This window comes from Thermanaerothrix solaris (assembly GCF_032334255.1).
GTDB classification, from domain to species: Bacteria; Chloroflexota; Anaerolineae; order Anaerolineales; family Anaerolineaceae; genus Thermanaerothrix; species Thermanaerothrix solaris.
Genome location: NZ_JAUHMF010000001.1, coordinates 45,345 through 70,270, shown reverse-complemented (window position 1 = coordinate 70,270; position 24,926 = coordinate 45,345). Strand labels below are relative to the sequence as shown.

General features: G+C 51.0%; 21 protein-coding genes. 6 read left to right on the top strand and 15 right to left on the bottom strand.

The window, feature by feature from the left end; genetic code table 11:
* Positions 1-11: 11 nt before the first annotated feature.
* The 4 genes from coxB to QYE77_RS00295 all read right to left on the bottom strand — a co-directional run bounded on the left by coxB (position 12) and on the right by QYE77_RS00295 (position 4,596).
* Positions 12-1,436, bottom strand: coding sequence for a cytochrome c oxidase subunit II (coxB, locus tag QYE77_RS00310; protein WP_315623145.1), 1,425 nt, complete (start codon positions 1,434-1,436; stop codon positions 12-14).
* Positions 1,437-1,602: 166 nt separating this feature from the next.
* A complete protein-coding gene (locus tag QYE77_RS00305; RefSeq protein ID WP_315623143.1) occupies positions 1,603-2,259 on the bottom strand; it encodes a response regulator transcription factor in 657 nt (218 codons plus the stop codon).
* Positions 2,256-4,061: a sensor histidine kinase gene (locus tag QYE77_RS00300; protein WP_315623141.1), complete on the bottom strand. Its 1,806-nt coding sequence runs from the start codon at positions 4,059-4,061 to the stop codon at positions 2,256-2,258. Before QYE77_RS00300 ends, QYE77_RS00305 begins: the two co-directional genes overlap by 4 nt.
* A gap of 100 nt (positions 4,062-4,161) precedes the next feature.
* Positions 4,162-4,596 (bottom strand): c-type cytochrome, encoded by a 435-nt coding sequence (locus QYE77_RS00295; RefSeq protein ID WP_315623140.1) that lies wholly within the window; start codon positions 4,594-4,596, stop codon positions 4,162-4,164.
* 217 nt (positions 4,597-4,813) lie between these two features.
* Here QYE77_RS00295 and QYE77_RS00290 point away from each other — a divergent pair, with 217 nt between their 5' ends.
* Complete coding sequence (locus QYE77_RS00290) at positions 4,814-5,290, top strand: RrF2 family transcriptional regulator (RefSeq protein ID WP_315623139.1); 477 nt, start codon at positions 4,814-4,816, stop codon at positions 5,288-5,290.
* 84 nt (positions 5,291-5,374) lie between these two features.
* On the opposite strand, the gene bcp is transcribed toward QYE77_RS00290, so the two are convergent.
* The 6 genes from bcp to QYE77_RS00260 are packed head-to-tail and all read right to left on the bottom strand — an operon-like array spanning position 5,375 to position 11,780.
* A complete protein-coding gene (gene bcp, locus QYE77_RS00285; protein WP_315623138.1) occupies positions 5,375-5,836 on the bottom strand; it encodes a thioredoxin-dependent thiol peroxidase in 462 nt (153 codons plus the stop codon).
* A 43-nt stretch (positions 5,837-5,879) separates the two neighbouring features.
* Positions 5,880-7,850, bottom strand: a complete 1,971-nt coding sequence (locus tag QYE77_RS00280; protein ID WP_315623136.1) for a molybdopterin biosynthesis protein — start codon at positions 7,848-7,850, stop codon at positions 5,880-5,882.
* Between the two features lie 30 nt (positions 7,851-7,880).
* The gene (locus QYE77_RS00275; protein ID WP_315623134.1) at positions 7,881-9,116 is read right to left on the bottom strand and encodes a molybdopterin-binding protein; all 1,236 of its coding nucleotides are present in this window, start codon (positions 9,114-9,116) and stop codon (positions 7,881-7,883) included.
* Positions 9,117-9,119: 3 nt separating this feature from the next.
* Positions 9,120-10,067 (bottom strand): prenyltransferase, encoded by a 948-nt coding sequence (locus QYE77_RS00270; RefSeq protein WP_315623132.1) that lies wholly within the window; start codon positions 10,065-10,067, stop codon positions 9,120-9,122.
* Between the two features lie 9 nt (positions 10,068-10,076).
* On the bottom strand, positions 10,077-10,811 hold the full coding sequence (locus QYE77_RS00265) for an SDR family NAD(P)-dependent oxidoreductase (RefSeq protein ID WP_315623130.1): 735 nt from the start codon (positions 10,809-10,811) through the stop codon (positions 10,077-10,079).
* A 9-nt stretch (positions 10,812-10,820) separates the two neighbouring features.
* On the bottom strand, positions 10,821-11,780 hold the full coding sequence (locus tag QYE77_RS00260; RefSeq protein ID WP_315623128.1) for a proline dehydrogenase family protein: 960 nt from the start codon (positions 11,778-11,780) through the stop codon (positions 10,821-10,823).
* Between the two features lie 514 nt (positions 11,781-12,294).
* Between QYE77_RS00260 and QYE77_RS00255 the strand changes: the two genes are divergently transcribed.
* From QYE77_RS00255 to QYE77_RS00240, 4 genes are all read left to right on the top strand, one after another.
* Positions 12,295-13,368 carry a hypothetical protein gene (locus tag QYE77_RS00255; RefSeq protein ID WP_315623126.1) on the top strand — a complete coding sequence of 358 codons (1,074 nt, stop codon included), beginning with the start codon at positions 12,295-12,297 and terminating at the stop codon, positions 13,366-13,368.
* A 149-nt stretch (positions 13,369-13,517) separates the two neighbouring features.
* Positions 13,518-14,756 carry a hypothetical protein gene (locus QYE77_RS00250; RefSeq protein ID WP_315623124.1) on the top strand — a complete coding sequence of 413 codons (1,239 nt, stop codon included), beginning with the start codon at positions 13,518-13,520 and terminating at the stop codon, positions 14,754-14,756.
* Positions 14,753-15,700, top strand: coding sequence for a carbohydrate kinase family protein (locus QYE77_RS00245; protein WP_315623122.1), 948 nt, complete (start codon positions 14,753-14,755; stop codon positions 15,698-15,700). The genes QYE77_RS00250 and QYE77_RS00245 overlap by 4 nt, the downstream gene beginning before the upstream one ends.
* Before the next feature lie 2 nt (positions 15,701-15,702).
* Positions 15,703-16,626 carry a pseudouridine-5'-phosphate glycosidase gene (locus QYE77_RS00240; RefSeq protein ID WP_315623121.1) on the top strand — a complete coding sequence of 308 codons (924 nt, stop codon included), beginning with the start codon at positions 15,703-15,705 and terminating at the stop codon, positions 16,624-16,626.
* 24 nt (positions 16,627-16,650) lie between these two features.
* Here the strand turns inward: QYE77_RS00240 and QYE77_RS00235 are convergent, their stop codons facing one another.
* Entirely contained in the window at positions 16,651-17,646 is a 996-nt protein-coding gene (locus tag QYE77_RS00235) for a hypothetical protein (protein ID WP_315623120.1), read from the bottom strand.
* Positions 17,647-17,780: 134 nt separating this feature from the next.
* Between QYE77_RS00235 and QYE77_RS00230 the strand changes: the two genes are divergently transcribed.
* On the top strand, positions 17,781-19,958 hold the full coding sequence (locus tag QYE77_RS00230) for a WD40 repeat domain-containing serine/threonine protein kinase (RefSeq protein WP_315623119.1): 2,178 nt from the start codon (positions 17,781-17,783) through the stop codon (positions 19,956-19,958).
* A 12-nt stretch (positions 19,959-19,970) separates the two neighbouring features.
* Here the strand turns inward: QYE77_RS00230 and QYE77_RS00225 are convergent, their stop codons facing one another.
* Genes QYE77_RS00225 through QYE77_RS00210 form a run of 4 tightly spaced genes read right to left on the bottom strand, consistent with a single transcriptional unit; the run spans position 19,971 to position 24,923 of the window.
* The gene (locus tag QYE77_RS00225; protein WP_315623118.1) at positions 19,971-20,930 is read right to left on the bottom strand and encodes a D-cysteine desulfhydrase family protein; all 960 of its coding nucleotides are present in this window, start codon (positions 20,928-20,930) and stop codon (positions 19,971-19,973) included.
* On the bottom strand, positions 20,927-22,045 hold the full coding sequence (locus QYE77_RS00220; protein ID WP_315623117.1) for a lipid II:glycine glycyltransferase FemX: 1,119 nt from the start codon (positions 22,043-22,045) through the stop codon (positions 20,927-20,929). Before QYE77_RS00220 ends, QYE77_RS00225 begins: the two co-directional genes overlap by 4 nt.
* Positions 22,042-23,037 carry a lipid II:glycine glycyltransferase FemX gene (locus QYE77_RS00215; protein WP_315623116.1) on the bottom strand — a complete coding sequence of 332 codons (996 nt, stop codon included), beginning with the start codon at positions 23,035-23,037 and terminating at the stop codon, positions 22,042-22,044. Before QYE77_RS00215 ends, QYE77_RS00220 begins: the two co-directional genes overlap by 4 nt.
* Positions 23,037-24,923: a polysaccharide biosynthesis protein gene (locus QYE77_RS00210; RefSeq protein ID WP_315623114.1), complete on the bottom strand. Its 1,887-nt coding sequence runs from the start codon at positions 24,921-24,923 to the stop codon at positions 23,037-23,039. Before QYE77_RS00210 ends, QYE77_RS00215 begins: the two co-directional genes overlap by 1 nt.
* Positions 24,924-24,926 lie beyond the last annotated feature (3 nt).

Genomic DNA, 24,926 nt, shown 5'->3' with positions numbered 1-24,926 from the left:
AAGTGTCGAAATCAGCGCAGTGTCTTGATATATTCAATAATGTCGTTGATCTGTTGTTCGGAAAGGAGTGACTGATAGTTGCCTGGCATGACATTTGCCGGGAATCCTTTAACAATTTGCGCATTGGGATTGACAATAGCAGTTTTCAGATAAGCCTCATCCACGGCAACCACGGAGCCATCCGCTAATTCATGATCGGTACGGCCAAAAAGTCCTTTCCAGGTAGGCCCAACCCCTGGTGATCCGTCCACCGAATGACATGAAAGACAGCCATTGGTTTGCGCCCACTTTGCCCCGCGTGTCGCCGGGTCGGTGCCAATAGCAGCCAATTGTTCACTGATCCAAGCCTCAAAATCCGCTTGGGAAACCACTACGACCGGGCTTTCCATGTAAGCGTGCGAGGTGCCACAAAGTTCTGCACAACGCACCTTGAACTCGCCGATCATCGTTGGGGTAACACGCAATTCCCGTTCAAGGTTCTCGCCAGGAAGCGCATCCTGCTTCACCCGAAATTCGGGTACCCAAAATGAGTGAATGACATCCAACGAGGTCAAACGTAAATGCGCCTGACGATTAACCGGTAAGTACAATGCATTGGAGACAATACCATATTGCGGATACTCAAAGCGCCAAAACCATTGGCCGGCCACCACTTTAACCTCAACAGCTTGCGGATCCACCCGTCGCGTTTCGGCCAATGCCAGAGAACCAAGATAAGAGAGGTAAATCACGATTCCAATCGGGATAATTGTCCACACCACTTCCAGGCCGGTAGAGCCCTTGATATAAGCCCCTTCCTCTTCACCCTCTTTACTCCGTTGGCGGAACACTACCAAACTGTAGCCCAGGAAAACCACAATCAGCGAAAAGAAGAAAGCAATGAGCATGAACTGCAAATTGAAGAGGCGATCAATTGGTTGAGCCTGGGCACTGGCCTGGAGAGGGAGAATGCGAATCGTGTTTAACAAGTAATTCACCACGAATGTAGATACAATGACCAAAAACCCGGCAATCGCGAAATGTTTCATCGTCGAAACGCGCTCCTTTCCTGAAGTTCGAGGCTGTGAGTCTAGACTACCTGGTAACGAAAGCCAATTTTCTGCCTGGGAAGGGGTAAGGATGCGGCGATCATAAACAACGACCGATCCGCTCTCGTGCAATGAAACCAACATCACCTGCATCGCCCGGTTGCCACTGATAAATAGATCCATAAAGCGTTTGCGGTCAAGCGAGCGGTCATCGTAGTCAAGGATAACTAGGTCAGGCAACCAAGACTCGAGAAGAAGCAGAGTTTCCTCCATTGTTGCCACAACCCGAATCTCAAATTGGCGACCCTTCCACTGTTGATGAATCAGGCGTTCTAACCCCCGCCCGAAGAGCGGATTGGCTGAAGCAATCAATACCCTGCGCACTCCATCTACCTGATGAAAACTCATTACTCCGAAGACCTCTAACCCGAACCTTTTGTACCTGCCCACATAATAAAATACACAATTTCACCCATTATTGTCGAGATTTGATAGACATTAAAGTGGGTTAAAAATATCCCCCTAAATGGGGGATATTCTTATCACCGCTTACGACTCAAATACGGGTTTTGATTTAGCCCTCGCGGCGGCGGATCAAACCCAACGCGATGGCTTTACTCACCGCCTCGGTGCGATTAGACGCCTCAAGTTTCTCTAAGATATGACGAACGTGAGTCTTTACCGTGTTATCCGAAATATACAGTTTGGCTGCTATCTGACCCGTCGTTTGACCATCTGCCAGGCATTCCAGCACTTCCAGTTCTCTATCGCTGAGGATCTGGCGATTCGCGATCTCGGATTGATAGGCGATTGCACGGAGCACCGGCGCAGTAACTTCAGGAGAAAGAGCACCTTCTCCCTGATAAACACGCAAAATCGCCTTACGCAATTCTTCCGGTTCCACATTCTTGAGCAAATATCCATCTGCACCACTGCGGATGGCTTGCATAAGGTCTTCCTCATGCTGTGAAACCGTTAGCATCAGGACTTTCGGCGAAGATGGAAATTTGCGAATCACCTCCAATGTGCGTAAGCCATCCATATGGGGCATATTAATATCCAGTAGAACGACATCTGGCATGGCGTGGCGAATAACTTCGAGCGCCTCCTGCCCATTGCCGGCTTCACCTACGACTTTCAGTTCCGGCATATCGCGTAAAAGCTCAATTAACCCACGCCGGAAAAGCGCATGATCATCCACAACTACAACACGAACTGCTCGCGTACTCATACCAGAGACTCCTCTACTCGAGATGGTACCTGTAAACGAATAACGGTGCCTTGATAAGGCCGACTGATAATCTGAAAATCAGCCCCAATCAATTCTGCCCGTTCGCGCATACCTCGCAACCCATGCTGTGAAAAATGAGGAACCTCATCCGGGGAAAACCCGATCCCATTATCTCCGATTTCTAAAATCCACTCATGATTCCAGGGGCTAAGCGAGATCCAAGCCCGCGAGGCATGAGCGTGCTTGCGAATATTATTCAAAGCCTCTTGAATGATTCGTAAGAGTTGCGCCTGGACTTCCAGCGGAAGTTCAGGGGACTCCTCGGGAAGATAACATTCAATTTGAAGATTAGAACGCTCGGCCATACTGATCGCCACTTGACGAATCCAAGCGTTCATATCATCTTGCGGGTTAAAGCGCAGGTTATCCATGACTTGTCGAGTCTCAAGATAAATCTCGGCTAGAGCTTGGTAATGCTGCTGAAGCACGGTTTCTAAGCGCGTAAAGTCTTCGCGATTCAATAGGTTGAGCATCTGCGCCGTATTTAGTTTGAGATAGGCCAAGGTTTGGGCTAAACCATCATGGATCTCTCGCGCCAGACGTGAACGCTCCATCATCACAACCCGAAACGCCAGATCGTAATGCAATCGCTCGTTCTCAATGATGCGAACCAAAGTGTCCAATAAGAGTTCCATCACCTGATTGATGGACGGATCCCAAGAAGGATCCTTAGCAGGGTAAAGTAGCAATGTTCCAATTCCTTTCCCCTCTGAGCCAACAAGTGGGAGCGCCCATCCAGAAGTTCCTTTTATATCGAAAGCTATTGGTTGAAGATAATTAGGTGCTTCCAAAGTATTACTATGTACTTGAGCATGGATTCGACTCATAACCTCGGGGACTGTAAATGGTAACTGTCCCACACTGAGAAAAACAGGAAATGTTGGCAGCCCGCCCTGGCCGAGGTGGAGGGCAACACCTTCACATTCCGCCGCCTGCATCACGCGCCATAAAATCGGCCTAAGCACACTCTCCAAATCGGGATGACCCACTCGGGAACCGAGAACCTGAGCATAGACAGCTGCTTCACGGGCTTTCAGGCGGCGCAACTCCAAACCAGTCATCACAATAGCAAAAAGGCCTTCCAGCCAATGTTTCAAACTCTCCGATACCTCAGAGATTGCTTCCGGCATATATAGGTTGACAACCGCTACCATCCGTCCATTTTGCTTCAAAGGAATACACTCAACCACCTTGGCTCCGGATACTCCCCCTTGGAGCAGGAAACACCCTTGTTCCAATCCTGCTCGATATACCTGACACTGTTTACAAGTGACACGGATCTGCCCCCGAGCCAGAGACTTTTCCCAGGTCTCCCGTTCTTGTTCCGTTTCTATTCCAACAGCATAAACACGCAGCGGGTGATTCCATTCATCCAGCGGAATAAACGTTGCGCCTCTAGCCCCACTGAGCGCAGTTGCCTGTTCTAATGCGTAACGAACAAAACGCTCTTCATCCTCCAAACTGAGCAGGTGATTTATATTCTGTAGAAAATTTTCAAACGTCTTTAATTGAACTTCATCATCCCTAGAACTCAAATTTGGACTCTTCTCGCGATGCCGCCAAAACCATAACGACACAACACCCAAACCCACCCCCAGCAACAAACCTACCGTTGGTACTTCAAGAAACCCCAACAAACTCAGAAGACTTAGGGCGATCAGAAACGCACCTAAGACAAACCAGCCAATCCATGTATTTTGGCGTAATCGGACTAATATAGTCCTCTTGCCTAGATTTGACATGCTTCTATTTTAACCCCACTTATAGTATTCTGACGATCCTTCATATAAAGTTAGCCCGGCATGATAGCATGCCGGGCTAACTCTCGTAAAGAACTCTTGTTTATTTGAAGGTCTTGATGTAAGTAATAACCTGCCAGATTTCGTCTTCGGTCAAGATGCCTTTCTGGGCCGGCATAGATGAATTAAAGGGCGCCATTGCGCCACCCTCTGAAATGCGCCAGAACATGTAATCATCCTTAGCCACCTTGACCAATTCGGCCAAATTGCCGGGATGTGGATCCAGAGCCTGCCCCGCAGGTCCATCCCCTAGCCCTTTCTCACCATGGCAAGAAGTACAGCGCTGCTCATAGATGGTCTTTCCCGCCGCCACTGCGTTAGCATCATTGGTAGTATAGGGGCTGGTTTTTCCGGCATACTCGGGCGGAGGCGTTGGACGACTCTCCTGTGCTTCCCCGCCACCCCCGCTGCTACCGCAAGCTGCCAATACAAGCGCACTGAACATCAACAGGATCACCACAAAAGCAATTTTTTTCATAGGTCCTCCTTTGGACAGGTGAACGATTTCACTTGCATATTGATTATATCCTTTGTTCAATTAAGAAAAAGATGAGAGAAAGGGTGAATTCTAGATCAACCTTAATCATGATTAAGACATTATTCGTGTCAAATTTGTGAATTCGTCACTACCTCAAACCCGCAAAACATACTATTTTGATAAAGATTTATGATAAATTCTACTTAGAGGATCGAACATGCTTAAAATTAGCCGACGTTTTGATTATGGTTTACAGGTCATGCTGGCATTGGTTTCAACGGCTGATCAGCCCGTTGCCACGGCTACCCTTTCTCGGCAATTAGATATTCCTCTTCCATTCTTGCACCAGATTATCCATACGTTGATGCAAAAGGGGCTCATTCGAACCACCCCCGGCCCGCGCGGCGGCATTCGCTTGAACCGAGACCCCGGCACAATCTCGGTGCGTGAAATTATGGAAGCCTTGGAAGGGCCTATTCGACTGTCCCCTTGCCTGGAAGACCCCTCGGCGTGTCCACGCCAAGACACCTGCGTGTTCATGCCAATTTGGGCAAGTCTACAAAAAACCATCAACGAAACTCTAGAAGGTCTAACTCTGGATAATCTCGCCGGACATACACCTCAGAGCCTCCTGGGTGAGATGCAAATCCTTAACGTCTCGGTCGGGACCTGTCAACCCACCACGGTCGTATAAATGGATTTGCAATGGCATGAAATTATGGCAGGCTCTAATCCTTAAGAGAGCCTGCCATATATTTTCCGGGTGATTTACCAATGCTCAGGCACGTAGAGCAGCGAGAACCTCGGCGCTGTGTCCTTCGGGCTTTACATTGGGAAAGATTTTCTTAATGAGACCGTTCTCATCAATCAGAAACGTGGTGCGAAGGACGCCTTCGTATTCTCGCCCCATAAACTTTTTCTTTCCCCAGACCCCGTACAAACGGGACACTTGGTGATCCTCGTCAGAAAGCAGTGTAAAGGGCAGGTTATATTTTTGCTTGAACCGGGCATGGGAAGCCGGCGAATCCGGGCTTACCCCTAGGATCACAACCCCTGCCTCGACATAGACCTGATAATCATCTCGAAAAGAACAGGCTTCCTTGGTGCACCCCGGGGTATCATCTTTTGGGTAGAAATAGAGCACCACCGGTTTCCCACGGAATTCATGGAGTGAACGTGGCGTTCCCGTCTCATCCGGTAATGTAAAATCGGGCGCGGGCATGTTCACATCTATAGTCATCAAACACCTCCATCAAGATTGTAGGCTGATTGAAGTAATCATATCAGCAGGTTTGCACAATGACACCCATTTGTCCAACGTCGTAACCGGGCAATTGGGCTACGGCATGGCGGAAACGTGAATCTGCCATTAAATCGAAAACAGCGCGAATACGCTCTTCCTCGGCATACTTGCACAGGATAATCAAATCATAGGCTTCTTGGAATAAGGGAATGAAATCTAAATCCAGCGCTTTTGCCGCTGCCGTTACCCCTAATCCACAATCTGCACGTCCCGAAGCCACGGCGGCAGCCACCGCCAGGTGAGTATATTCTTCTTGCTGGTAGCCCCTAATAACCTCGGGATTGATCCCAAGACGACCTAAATGATAGTCTAGTAACACACGCGTCCCTGCCCCGCGTTGCCGATTGACAAACGTCACATCGGGGCGCGTTAAGTCTTCTAAACCCCGGATGCCCTTGGGATTGCCCGATTGTACGATCAACCCCTGCTCGCGTTCCACCCACCGCACAATCATCACCTTCTCATTCGGTAAATATTGTTGCACATAACGTATGTTATAAATCCCCGTCTCTGGATCTAATAAATGAGAACCAGCCAGATGGGCTTCGCCGCGCCGCAAAGCCACCAACCCGCCCAGACTGCCCACATTGGCCGAGACCAGTCGCAACCCTCGCTCGGCTAAAAACTGGGCTAAGAGATCAAGCGACATATCATGAGAGCCGATCGCAAAAAGGGTGCGATTCAGATTACGGCTACTGGTGTATAACCGTACTCGCACTTTTTCTCCCGCCTCGATGCCTTGAACACCTGATGGTATCACCAGTATACCGTCGGCGCGTACCAATGAGGTGATAACACCAGCCCCTCGTGCTAACGGTGCCGCCACGACTCGTCCCCCAACCTCGCCAACAACCACGCGCACATAGTCCTCATCACCTGCCGGGGAGGTAATCTTTCGTGTCAATATGGCTTCAATCTCTTCAGGTTGGGCAGGGGAACGCCCCGTCCATAAAGCAAGCAGCGGTTCAATGAAGATTTCACCCGTCAGAGCCGCTGAGACCGGATAGCCAGGCACACCAAAAATTGGGACTTTATCTCCCGGTGGCGCGCCGGGGCGAGAGAGAATGCCGAAAATCACCGGATGACCGGGACGTACGGCTACACCATGGAAAAGCAATTCCCCCAACCGTTCAATTACCCGCGCCGAGAAATCCTCCGAACCCGCCGAAGAACCCGCATTGAGCAAAATCAAATCACTCTCACGAGCCGCTTCCTGCACTTGTTCCAGGATCAATTCCTCTTCATCCGGAGTGATCGGAAAACGAATTGGCTCCCCTCCCCAGGTGGTCACCTGAGCAGCCAAAACCAAGGAATTAAACTCAATAATGTCACCCGGCTTCACCGGCTGCCCAATCGGGATGAGTTCATCCCCGGTTGGAATAATCGCAACTCGTGGTTTGCGGGTAACGGTGACCTCTGTATGCCCACACGCAGCAATTGCCCCTAAATCTACCGCTCGTAAAACATGCCCGGCTGGAAGGACCAACTGAGTTGCTACAATATCCTCACCCATCGGGCGCACGTGGCTCCAGGGTGTCAGGGCAGCCCTAAGACGGATCATATAAGGATGACGTGGATCATCTGCCGGCTGCCCCGCGCTGTTTAAGGCTTCCACCTGCTCAATCGGTACCACCGCATTCGCCCATTGCGGTAAAACGTCTCCCGTATCCACATAAGCGGCTTGGGAACTAACCAGCAAGGTAATCGGTGCTGTTGGCATAGCCCCGGCAGTGTCTTCGGCACGAATGGCAAACCCATCCATGGCTGCGGAATGATAATGAGGTGAGGAAAGGCGCGCCCAAATGGGTTCAGCAGTTACTCGCCCTACCAGGGCTTCGGATATAGGCAAAGTTTCCTTCCCCAAGACCCCCCACAATCCTGCCGATTGGAGAGCCTCACGAATACGCCTTTGGGCTTCGGCTAATGGAATATCATGAAGATAGACTGCCATCGCAAAGTTCCTCATCTATAAAATACAAACTTATAACAACCACACCTCAGCGGTAGCACCCAACCCCAACCCAGTGGCATCCGCGGGGATACGCAGCACCCCATCTGCGCGCACGAGGGAGAAAATTAAGTTGCTTTTATAAAAAATGGGTTCGGCCAGATAACCTTCCTGAGTTTCCATCAACCGCACCGGGACATAATCCTCTCTCCCGGCTTGAGAGGGAAGGTTAATGGTCAACCGAGCCTGCACCCGAGCTCGCGGTCGTTGTAGTTTAACCCCCGACAATTTATCCAATACCGCCGGAAGAAATAAACTGGCCACGACTAAGGCACTAACCGGATTGCCAGACAGTCCCAGCACAGGCTTCCCGTTGCAGACGGCTAATATCGTGGGCTTTCCGGGCCGGATATTGATACCGTGGACTAAAACCCCCGGCGGCCCCATTTCATCCATCACCCGTGCGGTCAGGTCACGCGTACTAATAGAAGAGCCCGCGGAGATGATGACCATTTGACTTTCGCTGAGAGCACGGGTCAATACCTCCCGCAACGCTTCTTCGCGATCAGGGACGATACCATAGCGCTGGGGAATTCCTCCCAGCATGTCTACCAAGGCACCGATAGAATAGCTATTGATATCTCGTACCTGTGCCATACCCAGAGGTTGATCGGGCGGGATTACCTCATCGCCACTAGAAATAATTCCCACCCGAGGTCTCTTGGCTACGCGCAATTTTGTGATTCCCAACCCCATCAGGCCACCAATTTCCGCCGGGCGTAAACGCACCCCCGCCGGGATCACCTCGTCGCCTACCTGAACATCTTCGCCCACTTTGAGCACATTTTCCCCCACCGCCACTGCGCGCAAGACCTCGATCTCCCCCGGTAGTGTCACTTGGGTATGCTCAAGCATGACTACTGCATCCGCCCCTTCCGGCAACATTCCCCCGGTATAAATCAAGGCGGCTTGCCCAGGCTGTAGGATAAAATCAGGCGCCTTTCCCATCCCCACTTCACCCACCAGCCTCAGGTAGGCCGGCAGGCTATCGCTCGCCCCAAAGGTATCCGCCGCGCGCACCGCATACCCATCCACAGTGCTACGCGGAAAAGACGGCATCGGCTCTGGCGCACGAATGCCAGCGATAGTCACCCGACCCAAAGCCTCTATGGATGGAATGTCTTCTCCATCCGGTTCGGAGTCAGAAAGAGCGTTCAACCAGCGTTCCAGTGCAGCCTGAGGGGAAAGCAGGGTGAGAAACTCACGCATCGGTTACCCCATCCAAAGTGAAAAGGTCAATAAGTAAACCGTCAAGCCCACCGTCGCATAGGCGGTGAGTCGCAGTAAAGGCCAACGCGTCGGTGCTCCATTGCCAATCTGCCACATCTGCCATACCTGAAAGGCACCCAATGGCAAAGTCAGCATGGCAGGCCAAAGCACCGACCAGGAAAGGCCCATCAAGGCAGAGATTCCCAATAAGAGATAGGCTAACGGCACCAAGATATTATGCACCAACATACCTCGTTCCCATCCTAACCGCACCATCATAGTCGTATGGCCCTGCTTTAGATCGCGGTAATAGTGTTCCAGCGATAGTGCCATCATCATGGCTAGACACAATAGCGTTAGAGGGAAGGTAAGCAAACCCAGTAAATGCGCATCTATCTCGCCTGAAAGTAAGGCAAATGCAAACGCCGGGGTAAGATTGGCCAGAAAAAAAGCCATCAACAATTCCCCATACCCGCTGTATGCCAGACGTAAAGGGGGAACACCGTAAAAGAATGTTATCCCAAACGCCATCCCCAGAAGTAGCATGGCCGAGACATTAAGAGCTCCCCGCGTTAAGAGCAAAACGGTTATTGCCGCCCCGATACTGAGGGTCGTTAATCCAGTTTGCAAGAAAACCGACCGGGGCAATACAACCTCCCGCGGGGTCTTCTCTCGCTCTTCTTCACTTTCCTTTTCGTTTTCAGGTTTTCGAGATGAGAGTAACGACTCGTTCTCTCCGGCTCGATCATAAAATGCCTTCAATAAGGCACTGCTCATCTGCAGTAACGTGATGCAGGCCTGACCCAACCAATAATCTATCCCCGAAAAGGGCTGGTTACGAAAATCAACGATCCCGGCACCCAACGCAAAGAATAAAATCCCCGCCAGTAAGGTGAGAGGATTAACAACACGAATCCATTGCCATAACGGAGAAGCGAGGAATCTGCGCATGGGTGCCCTTTAAATCAAATGGTAGCCGCCATCTACATATAAGGTTTGGCCTGTGATTTGCGGATTCTCGATTAAAAACAATACAGCCTGCGCTACGGCCTCCGGACGAACAGGCTGACCCAAGGGTAAACGTTGCTTCAACCGATCCCATTCCTCACTGGACATCTCAACTCCAGGTGTAATCATTCCAGGTGCAACCGCATTGACCCTTATCGTTGGTGCCAGAGTTTTGGCCAGCAATCGAGTGAGGTGATCTAAAGCACCTTTGGAGAGCACATACGCCGCATATGTCGTCCACAAGCGTTGTGCGCCACAATCAGTAAGGTTAATAATAACCCCACCCGATGCTTGCATCAATGGAACTGCTGCGCGAGCACATAGCCATGCGCCGCGCAAGTTAAGCGAAAACACATCCTCCCAGATTTCGCAAGAGGTTTCTAATAGCGTTCCCCGCGAAATAAGGCCAGCGGCGTAAACCAAGACTTGCAACGGATATCCCCAAGACTGCACCCGTTCAAACAACAATCCAATTTGCTCTTCCTCTCTAAGGTCGGCCGAGACCAAAAAAACTGGCCGCCCCTGTTTCTCAATTTGGGTGGCCAACGCCGATGCGTTTTCCTGAGAACGAAAATAATGCAGCCCCATCGCATACCCATGTTCCGCCAATGTCTGCGCAATTGTCCTCCCCAGGGTTCCCGAAGCCCCTAAGATCAAGGCTAAAGGGTAAGACGATGGCACCGCCATATCGTTGCCTCAGCGGCGGAAGAAGTTAGAGACAAAAAACCATAAGTTAGCCGGTCGCTCAGCCAATCGGCGCATAAAATAGGGATACCAATGGGTACCAAAGGGCACATAAATGCGCACCGGGTAACCTGCGCGGACCAATTCCTGTTGCAAATCACGCCGAATGCCATAAAGCATTTGAAATTCCAAAGCGGTTTTAGGTAATCCCAGGCGTTCCGCGCGCTGTTGAGCATAGCGAATTCGTGCTTCATCATGGGTAGCCAGTGCTGGAATGGGAGGAATGCGCCCATCGGCACTGATTTGAGGAACACCTGCTTCCACAACACCCTGAAGTAACACATCGGTTAAACGATCGAAATTAGCATCCACATCCTGTTTACGTGGATAGGCAATTTCGGGAGGCTCTTTATAGGCCCCTTTGACCAAACGAATGGGAACCCGCCTTTCAACTAAGCGTCGGGTATCCCGTTCACTGCGATAAAGATAGGACTGAATGGCTACTCCCACATTGGTATATCCTTGATCATAGCACCAATGGATCAGGTCGAGTGTGGCATCCACCAAGGAAGAATCTTCCATATCAACGCGCACAAAATTCCCTAAAGACCTGGCGTGGGAAACAATACGCTCTAGGTTTTGACGGCAGAGAGCCCGATCAACCGTCAGACCGATGGCGCTCAACTTGACCGATACATTAGCGTGCAAATTCCTGCGGGCAATGTCCTCGAGGATGGCTAGCGTCGCTTCGGTCGCTCGGTGAGCCTCTTCGGCATCCGTTGTATGCTCTCCCAAGTAATCTACCGTTGCGTTGAGCCCTGCTGCATTGAGGTTCTGGATAACCTGCATGGCTTCTTCCAGGGTCTCCCCCGCAATAAAGCGAGAAGCAACCTTCCAAGCCACTTTCCAACGTGTCACCAGGCGTTTGGCCCATTCGGCTTTCGAAAGGGAAATCAACAATGCACGCAGCATACATTGATCCTCTTTTCTATTAGGAATTCATTTTGATGGTGAAGCAAATTTTGTTAAGCGTTGCCTTTATCATTGTATGACCAATTCTTATCGCTGCCCAGTGACAAAATTCCTCGGTTTTTGAACCGCCTGTTCAATTCTAATTTGATAAAATCTATATCAAAGACAGGGATAGAGCATGAGAAGCGGATTCAAACGCTATAAAACTATTTTTTTACCCGTAATTTTGGGACTCGTAATTCTGCTTGGGTCATTTCTACTTGCCCCTGAAGGTCTTATACAGAGGTCATTGAGATTTATTTTTAACCTAACCCTTTTAGGGATAGGAACAGCTCTTTGGCTGGCTTTCTTCTCTCAATTTATGCTCCCTGTCCGGGGTCTCCAAGACCGAATCAATGCCTTTCTGCACCTCATTTACTATGTTACTGGTACTCATGGTCCATTTGCATTTATTGAAAACGGCCAAAATCCTCGGCCGATTTCCAAAACGTCCGATGGCCCTGGATTGTTGGTATTGGATACGGCCAGTGCAGCACTTTTACGTACAAACCAGCGTTTTACTCGGGCAGTGGGTCCTGGCGTAGTTTTCACTCAACCTGGAGAACAAATTGCCGATGTGGTAGATTTGCGGCTCTGCAGTCAAATAATTGGCCCTAGACCTAATGAAGATCCTTTTGCCCCTCGTCGGCCAGAAGAAAGCCAGGCAGAATACGAAAGCCGTGTACGCCGCAGCAATGAAACGCGCGCCGTTACACGAGATAACTTCGAAATAATTCCCCAAATTGAGGTGATTTTCCGCCTCGATACTCGTCCGGGCTTGGGTAATTCTGAGTTTGGTTATGATCCTTCAGCGGTTGAGCGGGCTATCCTTGGGCAAGTTGTCAATGCCAACCTTCCTCTTGATACCCCCAACCGATTGATCCGCTGGGATCAACTTCCGGCCCAACTCGCAGCTGAGGTATGGCGTGACCTAGTTGCACGCTTAACCCTGGATGACCTTTTTCCCCTCACCCTCAAAAAACAACGGGTTCAGGGCTTAGCAAACGTGGTTCAAATAATCAATGAGCGTCTTACCCAACCGGAAGTATTGGATCTTGATATCACTGGTAATCAAAAAAACGGCAAAGCGCCCAGTCGAGAATATCAAATTCTCGTAAGTCGAGGGATCAAGGTGCTTTCGGTTAACTTATTTAACGTAAAATTGCGCCCTGAAACAGACCGCGAACTTGTCAACCGCTGGAACTCAGGATGGCTTACCTACGCCCGCCAGGAGCGCGAGCAAATTGACATCCTGCGTCGAACCCTGGTCGAAGAAGCCCGCCATCAGGCATGGAATATTTTTATCGAAACAGCAACCTGCGATTTTGGCGACGAGATATTACCATCTCTCCCCGATTCCTTATTCGCTTCGCCCCCCAGTTCCGATTACAATGCCACCCTTACCGAGACCATGCGTTCAACTTTACTCCGTCTCTTGCGTGGTCACCTTACCCTCCTGCATGAACGTCCAAACCTAAAGACGTTAACCTACGATGAGGAAAAGCAAATTACAGAATTGATCACGCTCCTTGAAGCCCGATACCTATGAGAATTAGCCCACCCATTCGCCGTTTTTTGCTCCTGATACCCATATGGCTCTGCTTTTGGTTAGGCGTTGCGTGGATTAATTTACCATCCTCTCCTTTGGGGATAGGACAAGATCCCTTGCACCAAACCGTGCGCCTTTTAGTGGCTTCCATGTTCGCACCTCATGTATTGGTCGTGGTCTTCCTGCCGTTCTGGCTAGGATTGGAATGGGCAGCCCATTACCAAAGCGAAATCTTTTCTCTGCCTCACCCAGGTATTAGTCGCAAATTTTTACTCTATACCAGCCTCGGTCTTGTGCCCCCACCATCTTTAAATATCAATAGTGAAGAACCCAGCACACATCACAGGCAAAACCCAATTCTGTTGATTGGAGGCCCCGGTGTAGTAACTTGTTCTGCCGAAATGGCTGCTGTCTTTGAACGTCCTGACGGCACACCTCGTTTTATCCTTCCGGGTATGAGGGCGAACATTGCACCTTTTGAACGCCTGCGTCAAACCTTTGATCTTAGAGATCATGAATGCCAATACGAAGACATTCAAGGCCGCAGCCGAGATGGGATCCGTATCTCACTCCAAGATGTGCGGGCGTTATTCAGTATTTGGCGCCGTTTTCCCCGCTCCTACAACCTTCAGAATCCTTATCCTACCTATCGCCAACACCTTTACTTTCTCACTTATCTGCAATTGCCCGGTTCATGGGTCAATTCAACGCGCCAGATGATTATGCGCCAGATCCAGAATCTGCTGCAGTCGCGACCCTTCGGGGAACTGTTTGCTGGGATTGGTCAACCCGAAATTCGTCAATTTGTTGACCTGCAAACCAAGATCACCCAAATTCAATGGGCTAATCCTTTAACCCGTCCCCTCCGTTTTATCTATAATGCTCAATTACCACCTCCCATCCCGATTCCCACTCGCATGACGCGTCCCGATCTCACGCGCTTTTTTGATGACTTTACGCATGAATTTCATCACCTGGGTCACAACCAGGGTGTGCAATTGGAATGGATTAACGTTGGAACCTGGAGTACCCCCGAGCCCATAATCTGGGAACAACATCTTGAAGCGCTAAAAATAACCCGAGAAAACTTGCGCCTGGGCAACCCTATGGCATTACACAAATGGCGTGAGCAGAATATCGATCAAGCGCTTGCCCAACACCTCCGCGAAACCCTCATTATGATTTCTGCGGTTTTAAATCAACCTACTGCTGAACCCGAGGAGCGCTTGTTTCAATTGTTGAGCCTCTATTATGGTCTCCTCAGAAATGCTGCTCAAGGCTATAATCAACCGTCAATGCCACCTAGGGTACGCAATGCTTTGGATGTGATCAAAAGGTGTTTGGATGCTTATATGAGACAACATGGACAGGTTCGACTCTTATCATGATCCTAACCGCATCTTCTGATAAACGCTTGCTTGTACTTGGTGCAGCCACCCTGGATACGGTTGGCCGCCCTTTTGAGAATTTACAACCCGGGACGTCGGTTCCCGGTCAAGTTCGGCCATCCTTTGGAGGAGTGGCCCGTAATGTCGCCGAAAATCTGGCCCGATTGGGCTTGCCGGTTAGTCTGATCAGCGCTGTTGGGGATGACCCTATTGGACGACAGCTATTAGAATACACCGCCAAGATAGGTGTGGACACCTCGGCTTGCCTCAGGGTAGGAGATTATGGAACAGCATCCTATATCGCCCTGCTTGGTAAAGAAGGTGACCTGCGGTACGGATTGGATGATATGCGCATCCTTTCCCGCCTGAGCGCAGAATATATAAAATCCCAGGCAGCCCTTTTCCAAAGCGCCAGTCTTATATTCGTAGACGCCAACCTTTCTACACCAGCATTACGAGCCGTCTTTCAATTGGCTCGACGAGCAAAATTACCCATCTTCGCAGATGCAACTTCAGTATCTCTCGCCCCGAAACTACTCCCATTTTTACCTCGCCTTACCTTCCTCACCGCCAACCGGTTAGAAGCCACTGCACTTCTACAAGGTGCTATTGAGGTTAATGACCGTTTCTCAGCCCTTGAGGCCGCGCGGACGTTCGTTCGTATGGGGGTACAAATTGCTATCATCGCCTTAGCCGAGTTTGGGGTATGCTATGCCACCTCTGAAACCAGTGGACACGTGCCGGCCATCCGTACACGTGTCATTGACCCAACCGGTGCCGGTGACGCCATGACCGCAGCCATCATCTTCGGACTGACCAACGGTATGGATATTGACGAAGCTGTCCGTCTGGGGGTTTCTGCGGCTAGTTTAACCCTCAGTCACCCGGGATCAGTCTCCCCTCAACTTTCACTTGAAAGTCTCTATGAAAGGTTAATCATCTAATTATGAAAAATTATCTCCGTATTCATCCTGAGATCCGCCACGCCCTCGAGTATGGACAACCTGTTGTCGCATTAGAGTCCGCCGTTATCACCCACGGGCTCCCCTATCCCGAAAACGTTCAACTTGCTGAGGAACTAGAACAAACCATTCGCAAGGAAGGGGCTATCCCGGCGACCATTGCGCTTTTGGATGGGTTCATTCGGGTTGGCTTAAGCGCCGAAGAACGGGAGCGCTTAGCCACCGCCACCCAAAAACGCAAGATCAGTATTCGCGACATCGGCATTGCCCTGACGCGCAAAGAAGCCGGCGGAACCACAGTTGCTACGACCCTCCATATCGCCCACCAGAGTGGCATCAAAGTCTTTGCCACTGGTGGCATCGGTGGTGTCCACCGTGAAGCCCCGTTTGATGTATCAGCCGATCTCCCCACCCTTGCCAAAACACCCCTGGTTGTTGTTTCAGCAGGGGCAAAGGCAATTTTAGATCTGCCAGCCACCCTTGAAGTATTAGAAACCATGGGGGTGCCGATCATCGGCTATCAAACAGATGAGTTCCCGGCATTCTATTCCCGTGAAAGCGGTTTACCCGTCAACGTGCGCGCGGAAGATCCAAAGGACATTGCCGCAATCGCTAAAGCCCAGTGGGAGTGTCAGTTGAACAACGCCATTCTTGTGGTCAATCCACCCCCACACGAAACCGCCCTTCCTCGAGCAGCCATCGAAGCAATCATCCAACGGGCTGTTCATGAGGCTTTAGACCAAGGCATCCGCGGTGCTGAAGTCACCCCCTTTTTGCTGGCACGGGTCAGTGAACTTAGCGGAGGCGAGAGCCTGAAAGCCAATTTGGCGCTGCTCAAGAATAATGCCCAATTGGCCGCCCAGATCGCACATCATCTTTATATACCGCGACCCCTCTATAGCGTCTAGATAAAAATACAACCAATCCACTACCTAAGGGCTCACAAACGTAGCCGTTGGCCAGCGGGTATCCGTCGGGCGTGGAGTTAAAGTTGGTCTGGGTGTGGAGGTTGGGGGAAGCGTTCGCGTTGCTGTCGGTGTCAGCGAAGGCCGTGGTGTTGGTGTAACAGTCGGGGTCGGCGAAGGCAATGGGGTTCGGGTTGAGGTCAGAGTAAGTGTTATCGTTGGCGTAGCGCTCACCGTTGGTGTGGGTGAACGAGTTGGCGTCGAGGTAGGTGGGTTTCCAATCACTGTAAAGCGACCCGAAGTCTTCCATTGCGAACCCACAAAAATCTGGACCTCATATTCACCAGCCTGCCAATCCTCCGGTTGCGGTGAGCAATCGGTGTAGCCGAAACCCCCGGTTCCACCATCCCAGGGTTTCGTCTCATAGCAGATTCGCTGCCCATCACTTAGACGATACCAAATAGCCGTCCACTGCGAACCCGGCACCATTTGATCATACGAAAAAGTGCCATAGAGCGTTTTAATGGGTTGTTGAAACTCCACCTGAGGATTGACCGGTTGAAAAGTATCATCCACCGCACGGGCAAACTGCAGCGGACTGAACACCGCGCCCGGATTCGGCGTAATGGTGTTCTGGATTTGAGTTGCAATATCTTCGGGCAAGAAGGGTGTTGGCGTAATCGAAGGAGTATCCGTAATTGTAGGGGTTAAGGTGATGGTTGGGGTCAGGGTAATCGTAGGTGTCAACGTAATCGTTGGGGTAAGCGTAACCGTGGGCGAGGGAGGAAATACGCGATAAAGGGTGGGCTCCGCGTATCGGTTGGTCAAGAAAGCCATGCCCCCTAAAGCCAAAGCCAGAAAGATGAGTCGCCACCCTCGCGCCACCCGCGCACGGCGAATGCGAAAATAGGTCAAACGGCGTGCGCCTTTGATTGTGCGTACCCCTAGCCAGAAACTTAAAATCAGACCCAACACCAACAGGACAAGGGCGGTTTGAACAGCAGAACGGATATCCAGGGACATAGGCAAATGATCTCCTAAAATGGCTTTTCGATTATAGCATGGGTTGAAAAGCATTCTTAAACCCCTAGCAGAACTGATAAACTTAATCTCAAGTTTATTGTGAAGTTTGCCGGGAAACCGTTAAAATTGAACCAATGGCACTGACTCCAGGCACGCTACTCAACCGACGCTACCGGATAACCTCAATCTTAGCCCAAGGGGGAATGGGGGCTATCTATCACGCTGTTGATGAGAACCTAGGAATTCAAGTAGCCGTTAAGGAAAATCTGTTCTTGGCTGAAGAATATGCGCGCCAATTCCAGCGCGAAGCCAATATTCTTGCCAGTTTGCGTCACCCTAATCTACCTCGCGTTATAGATTATTTTTCTATACCCAACCAGGGTCAATACCTGGTTATGGACTATATTGAGGGTGAGGATTTACGCCAACGTATCGAACGCTTGGGCACGTTGAGCGAAAACGAAGTTGTCCTGATCGGCATCGCCATTTGCAACGCTCTGGAGTACCTCCACTCCCGCAAGCCCCCCATCATCCACCGCGACATCAAGCCCGGAAATATAAAGATCACCCCCGAAGGAAAAGTGGTATTGGTGGATTTTGGCCTGGCCAAACTCATGCTCGAAGATCAGCGCACGACCACGGGCGCTCGTGCCATGACGCCGGGTTATTCACCTCCCGAACAATATGGGGTTGCTCCCACCGATGCTCGGACTGATATTTACTCTCTCGGGGCAACATTATATGCGGCTCTGACAGGTGTTATCCCCGAAGATGGCTTGGCCCGCCTCACTAGTCATGCCGAGTTGACCCCAATCCGCCAATTGGCACCCAAAGTGTCACGTCGCTTAGCCAACACGATAGAAAAAGCGCTGGCGGTAGAACCTGAAAATCGGTTTCAAACCGCGACAGAATTCAAGCGGGCCCTGATGGACGCCAGCAACCTACCCCCTCTCTTGGAAGAATTGACCGTCGTTCCCCCGCCTCAGGATGAGCCCGCTCTTCCCGTTGCGAGCCCTGCTCAGCAAGGGGAGAAGATCCTTACCCAACCTCTTCCCACCTCAAGCCCTATTTACCACTCAAAACCACGAACCGTTCTTCGAAAAAACCGTCGTCGTGTCTGGCGCGTGCTTGGAACAATCGGGATGGTTATCCTGATCACCTTTTTATTTGTCCTGGTCCCAGCGATTCCACAATGGGTACGAGGCCAAATTCTAGCACTTCCGAATGGGTTAACCTTCCTCACGCCACCCGCGCCAACTTACCCTCAGCCCACTCACCCGCTTGAACCATCACTGACCAGTGTCCTCTCCGTTGCTCAAGATATCCCCACCGCAACCACCACCCCTCCCTTCTTCACCCCTTCGCCTGAGGGTATCACGCCTTCTCCCACTTCATTTGGGGTCACCGAAACCCCCACTTCATCTCCAACTCCCTTCGGCGGGAGTGGCGAGATTGCGTTTGCATCAAACCGCACCGGTATCATGCAAATTTGGCTCATGAATGCCGATGGCACCAATCAGCGCCCCATCACCAGTCTACCCGATGGCGCTTGCCAACCCACATGGTCACCCGACGGTCAACGCTTGGCATTTATCTCACCTTGTCGCGAAAAACGCAATCTCTATGAGGGCACCAAAATTTATATTTTGGATCTTGCCAACGGTGGAACACCCGAACTGCTTCCCTTGCCTCCCAGCCCGGCCGCCGATTTTGATCCCGCCTGGTCCCCCGATGGTCGTAGAATTGCGTTCACTTCTTTACGAGGAGGCCAGCCGGATATTTACGTCTATAATCTTGAAAATGGCATCTTGCTCCGCCTCACTGATACACGCTATGTGGAGAAACAACCCGCCTGGTCCCCCACTGGCACTCAGATTGCATTCGTCCGCGAAGCACCCTATGGTCAAATCTGGCTTATGTCAGATACTGGTCAATACCCCCAACGGTTTACTATGAGTGGTGAATTCAATAATCTATGGCCTGCATGGAGTCTGGATGGAAGTGTGATCTTTTACAGCCAGATGAAACCCTCATCTAATGTGCCCTGGCTGATGAGCCTGCGCTATGAGGACCGCAATACCCCCAACGAGGCACGCATTCCCCCTAAAAATGAACCTGATGTCGGTCCGGTCTCAAAGGTTAGTTTGTCCCCCGATGGAATGTGGTTAGCGTTTGAATCCTGGCCCGATGGCACCAATCACGATATCTATCTTATGACCATCAATGGCGGCAACCGCATTCGCCTAACCACCGACAAAGACTTCGACTTTGGGGCTGCCTGGCGTCCTCCTCTCCGTCAACCATCTCCTTAAAACAACCTGATATTAAAGCAGGTAAGGCGCATAGCGTTCAGCAAATAGAGCCGGTACCCCTCCGGTATGCCAGAACAAAATACGGTCGTTCGATTTAAAGAAACCACGACGGATCAGATCAATCAAACCCGCGGCAGCGCGACCGGTATAGACGGGATCCAATAAAAGGCCTTCGTGGCGCGCAAAAAGATGAATAGCCTCAATTTCTCTTTCTCCCAGAACGCCATACCCTGCACCGATATATTCATCGTTGACGTCAATCTCATCAGCAGAAACGTGTATCGCTTTACCCAAGCGCTCCGCAGCCTGGGTTGCCAGTTCGGCCACCCGCGCCTTGACCCAATCCGCCGGATGATCAACACTAATTCCCAATATGCGTCCATGCCATCCGCTCAATCGTGCTCCCAACACTAAACCGGCCTGGGTCCCCGCAGAAGACGAAGCCAATACCATCCAATCGGCCTCTCCTCCCTGCTCGATAAACTCTTTGAAGGCATAGGCATAAGCCACCGCACCGGTCGCGGTTGAAGCCCCGAGAGGAATGAGAAAAGGCCGCTTTCCCTCTGACCAGGCTTTATGGAAAACATCTTGCAAAACCTCTTCATAGTCTTCACGCTTAGTCCACACAACCTCAGCCCCGAAAAGGCGGTCCAGCAAATAATTTCCACTTGGAGTCTGAGGCACATCCCCGAAAAGCACCAAGGTGCACTTTAAGCCAAACCGAGCCGCCAGCGCCGCAGTTTGGCGACAATGATTCGATTGCACCGCGCCTACCGTAATTAGCATTTGAGCGCCATGGGCTTGCGCTTCCGCCATTACAAATTCCAATTTTCGAGTCTTGTTTCCACCCAGCGCCAACCCGGTCTGATCATCTCGCTTAACCCAGAGTTGTGGACCACCTAGAACGGCACTCAGCCGAGGTAATGGCTCGATAGGTGTCGGTAAATGGGCAATACGAATTCGAGGGATCATACTGTCACCTCTCGACGAAGTCTGGCTTGGCTATGCCGCCGCATCCAAGCCAATAGACGAGGAATAACCCGCGTGTACAAAGTATACCAATTTTTGCGCACCGGCAGATCCCAGGCTCCAATCCAACGCACCACCTGTCCCCCTAATCCCTGCTTGAAACGAAACACGCCCCACATCGGGTCGTCTTCTCGGAACTCATCCGGTGCCCCCCATAAATCATAAATCTGGCATCCACGCAAGCGAGCCAGCCGCATGGCCTCCCATTGTAGAAGATAATTGGGCATTTTTTCGCGATGCAACTGACGCGACATACCATAAAAATACCAGGCACGCCCGGCAAACACGAACATCACTAAACCTGCTACCGGCGTTCTCTCAACCTCCGCAATCAGAGGCTCGGCCATACCCGCGCGCAAGAAAGTTCCCCACACATGATGATAGTAAGGCTCCGGGCGAATAACAAAGCCATCGCGCACCGAGGTCTCTGCATACATGCGATAAAGAAGTGGAAAATCCTCAGAAGCTGCCCGCCGCACGGTAACCCCCTTACGCTGAGCCAGGCGAATGTTGTAGCGGGTTTTCTGCTTCATCCGGCCTAACCAAACCTCTTCATCACCTTCGAGGGATAAGATAAATGTATTGCGAAACTGCACCTGTTCAGGAGATAAAAACCAGCCTCCGGTGTGTAAATCCTCCATCACATCACCCGCAATAGGATTCTCCCGTGCTTCGGGATCATCCGGTAAACCCCATCCCAACTCTACATCGGGATCTATTTTCAAGAATATTGCCCCTTCTGTTTGCGCCAAGCGTTTCAAATCATCCAGGACGCGCCGTCTTAAGTCACTATCCCCCCAATCCATTACCGGCCCGCGTGGTACATACATAACGCTGAATGAGGTCGGCATCTTCCCAATTTTTAATGAACGGCGTAAGACCAACGCCATTGCGCGTACCTGCCCATTGACTTCACGCCATACCAGCGGGTAGGGTTGCCACCCATAGGCTGACTTTACCTCTCCCCATTCCCAAGTCTGCAAGATATTTGCCCTTGGAAGTTGCATCAGCCCACGATTCCATTCTTCACCTTGCTGAATGCGCTCAACAATCATCATGCTGGTTCCCCACGGTGACGTAATCGCCTTATCCAGTGATAAATGCGATACAGGTTAGGCAGGAAAATCCGATCCCATGCCCCTACTGATCTTCGAATGACACCTCCAAACCCACGTTTAAAGCGGTAAACACCCCATAAACCTGTATTACGCTGAGCGAACTCGGCTTCAAGAATCGCCTCATCAACATCGGGAATTCCCCATAAATCATAGACACGACAACCCCGCCGCGCTGCCCAACGCATCGCTTCCCATTGTAATAAATACGTAGGCATTCGTTGTCGCTCCTGATCACTTGATGCCCCATAGAAGTACCAGGCCCGGTCTCCCCATGCAAATGCCATTAGTCCCGCCAATGGCTGGCCATCGTACTCCGCCATGAGAAGCACGCAATGACCCTCGGGCGCGAACCAGTGATAAACCCGTTCATAATACTCAGGCGCGTGGATACCAAACCCATCTCGTTGAGCAGTGACTTGCATCAGTTCATAAAAAACCCCCAGGTCCTGGGATTCACGGACGACAATCCCTTTTTTCTGGGCAAGGCGGATGTTATAGCGCGTCTTTTGCTTCATGCGCTCAAGCCAAGCCTCTTCATCCCCCTCTAAACTGACCTCAATGGTACGGCGAGGTTGGATGGGCTCCGAGGGCCTAAAACCGGGCAGTTCAACCTCAGGATCAAATGCCATCGGCTCCCAAGCATCTGGCTCCACTTTCAAGAAAATAGCCCGTGAATGGCGGCAAAACCTCTCAACCTCCGGCCACAGCGCCCGCCAATCCTCTCCCACCGGCCCTTTGGGAACATAGGCAATGCTAAACCCCAGAGGTAACTGCCGCAACAGTACCTGCGCACCTGCTTTTCCAGCCACCACCCAGGCCACCTTCCAGCCGAATTCGGCTTTGAACCTTCCCCACATTGAGGTTTGCAAAAGGTGGGCTTCAGGGTGATGTTGAATAAACCCATCCCATTCTGCGCGGTTCAACCAAGCCATCAGACCACCGAGGTCAGTTCTGGTGGAGGAGTGCTACGAATTGCAGAGCCAGGGATAACTTCATCTAACAAGGCGACAATCCGCTCGCGTTCCCCCTCCCGCGCCAGTTTTATTAACTCGGTTACTACCCGGTAAAGTGCTTCTCCCTCTAATACTTCCTGATGTTCAACTCGGAAGATATCCGGATGATCAGTTACTCGCAAAGAGACCCCTTCGTCCCATAAATCTTCGCTCAGTTTTTCCCCTGGCCGGATCCCGGTAAAAACGATCTCGATATCCCGCCCCGGCTCCAAACCCGAAAGGCGAATGAGGTCTTCGGCCAGGTCAAGAATCCTTATCTGCTGCCCCATATTGAGCAAATACGTATCTCCACCCCGCCCCATGCCAGCCACCTGCAAAACCAGATGGGCGGCTTCGGGAATGGTCATAAAATAGCGTTTCATATCCGGATGGGTAATTGTTATCGGTCCTCCCTGCGCAATCTGGCGCTTGAAGATCGGAACGACACTGCCACGGCTACCCAAAACATTTCCAAACCGTACCACCGAATAACGCCCACCCGAACGTTGCGCAGCGTTTAAGACAATCATTTCAGCCAGACGCTTTGTGGCCCCATAGACATTAACTGGGCGAATAGCTTTGTCTGTAGAGATAAATACGAACCGTTCCACCAGGTAGGTCAATGACACTTCAACCAGATTTAGCGTCCCTAAAACATTGTTGGTTATCGCTTCTTCAATATTGATCTCCATGAGTGGTACATGTTTATGTGCCGCAGTATGAAACACGACTTCTGGACGAAACTCATTAAAGACAACTTCTAACCGAGGCCGATCCCGAACATCCGCGATGATTGGTTGCAGATTGAGGGTAGGAAAACTCTCACGCAATTCGAGTAGAGTTTCAAAAATACTATTTTCTCCATGCCCAAGCAGGATCAACAATTTTGGCCCCCAACGGGCAATTTGCCGACACAATTCGCGTCCGATGGAACCACCCGCTCCCGTCACCAGGACCACACGGCCGCTCAGCGCCTCTCCCACAATCCCTTCATTCACCTGCAGAGGCTCGCGGCGCAGTAGATCGCTGATGTCCACCTCGCGCAGGCGACTCACACTTACCTTACCGCCTAAAAGTTCATAGATCCCCGGCATCGTGCGGAAAGGTACACCTTTTAGTCGCGCGATATCGGCAATTACCCGCACAACCCGCCCGGGTGCACTGGGAATGGCAATGACAACCTCATCTACATTTTGTCGTTCCAATACCTGAGCCAAATCACTTAAAGTACCAATAACAGGTACACCATGTATTTGCTGTTTTTGTTTGGCCGGGTTATCATCCAGGAAACCAATGGGTTGCAGATTGAGTTGGGGATTTTTTTGCATTTCACGGACAACCAATGCCCCTGCATCACCTGCGCCCACAATCAGCACACGTCGCGGTTGAGTAACCAAGATTGCTGCCGGTCCACGGCTCTCGGCCATCAACCGAAATGAGAAACGCAGGCCCCCTACAAGAATCAATGACAATAACCAATCAATAACCAAAACGGATCGAGGTAGCCCAACAAAAGCACCTAAAGAGAGTGCAACGACCATACCCCCAGCCAACAAAACGGAGGCTGCTGTAACAGCAGCCACAATAAGTTTCAATTCCTCAACACTGGCATAGATCCATATCCGCTGATATAGACCAAAGAGGTAATAAACCACGGGCTTGATAATAAAGGCTAGCCCGATCATCCACAACGCCGAGGGCAGGTAATCAAAAAACTGAGGCCCGAGTTCTAGTCGCAAGGCATAAGAACCCAGCACCGAAATAACAACAAGAATCAAATCCCCCACCAAAACATAGCGATTGCTCAGAGAGGGTTTATTTTTCACAAC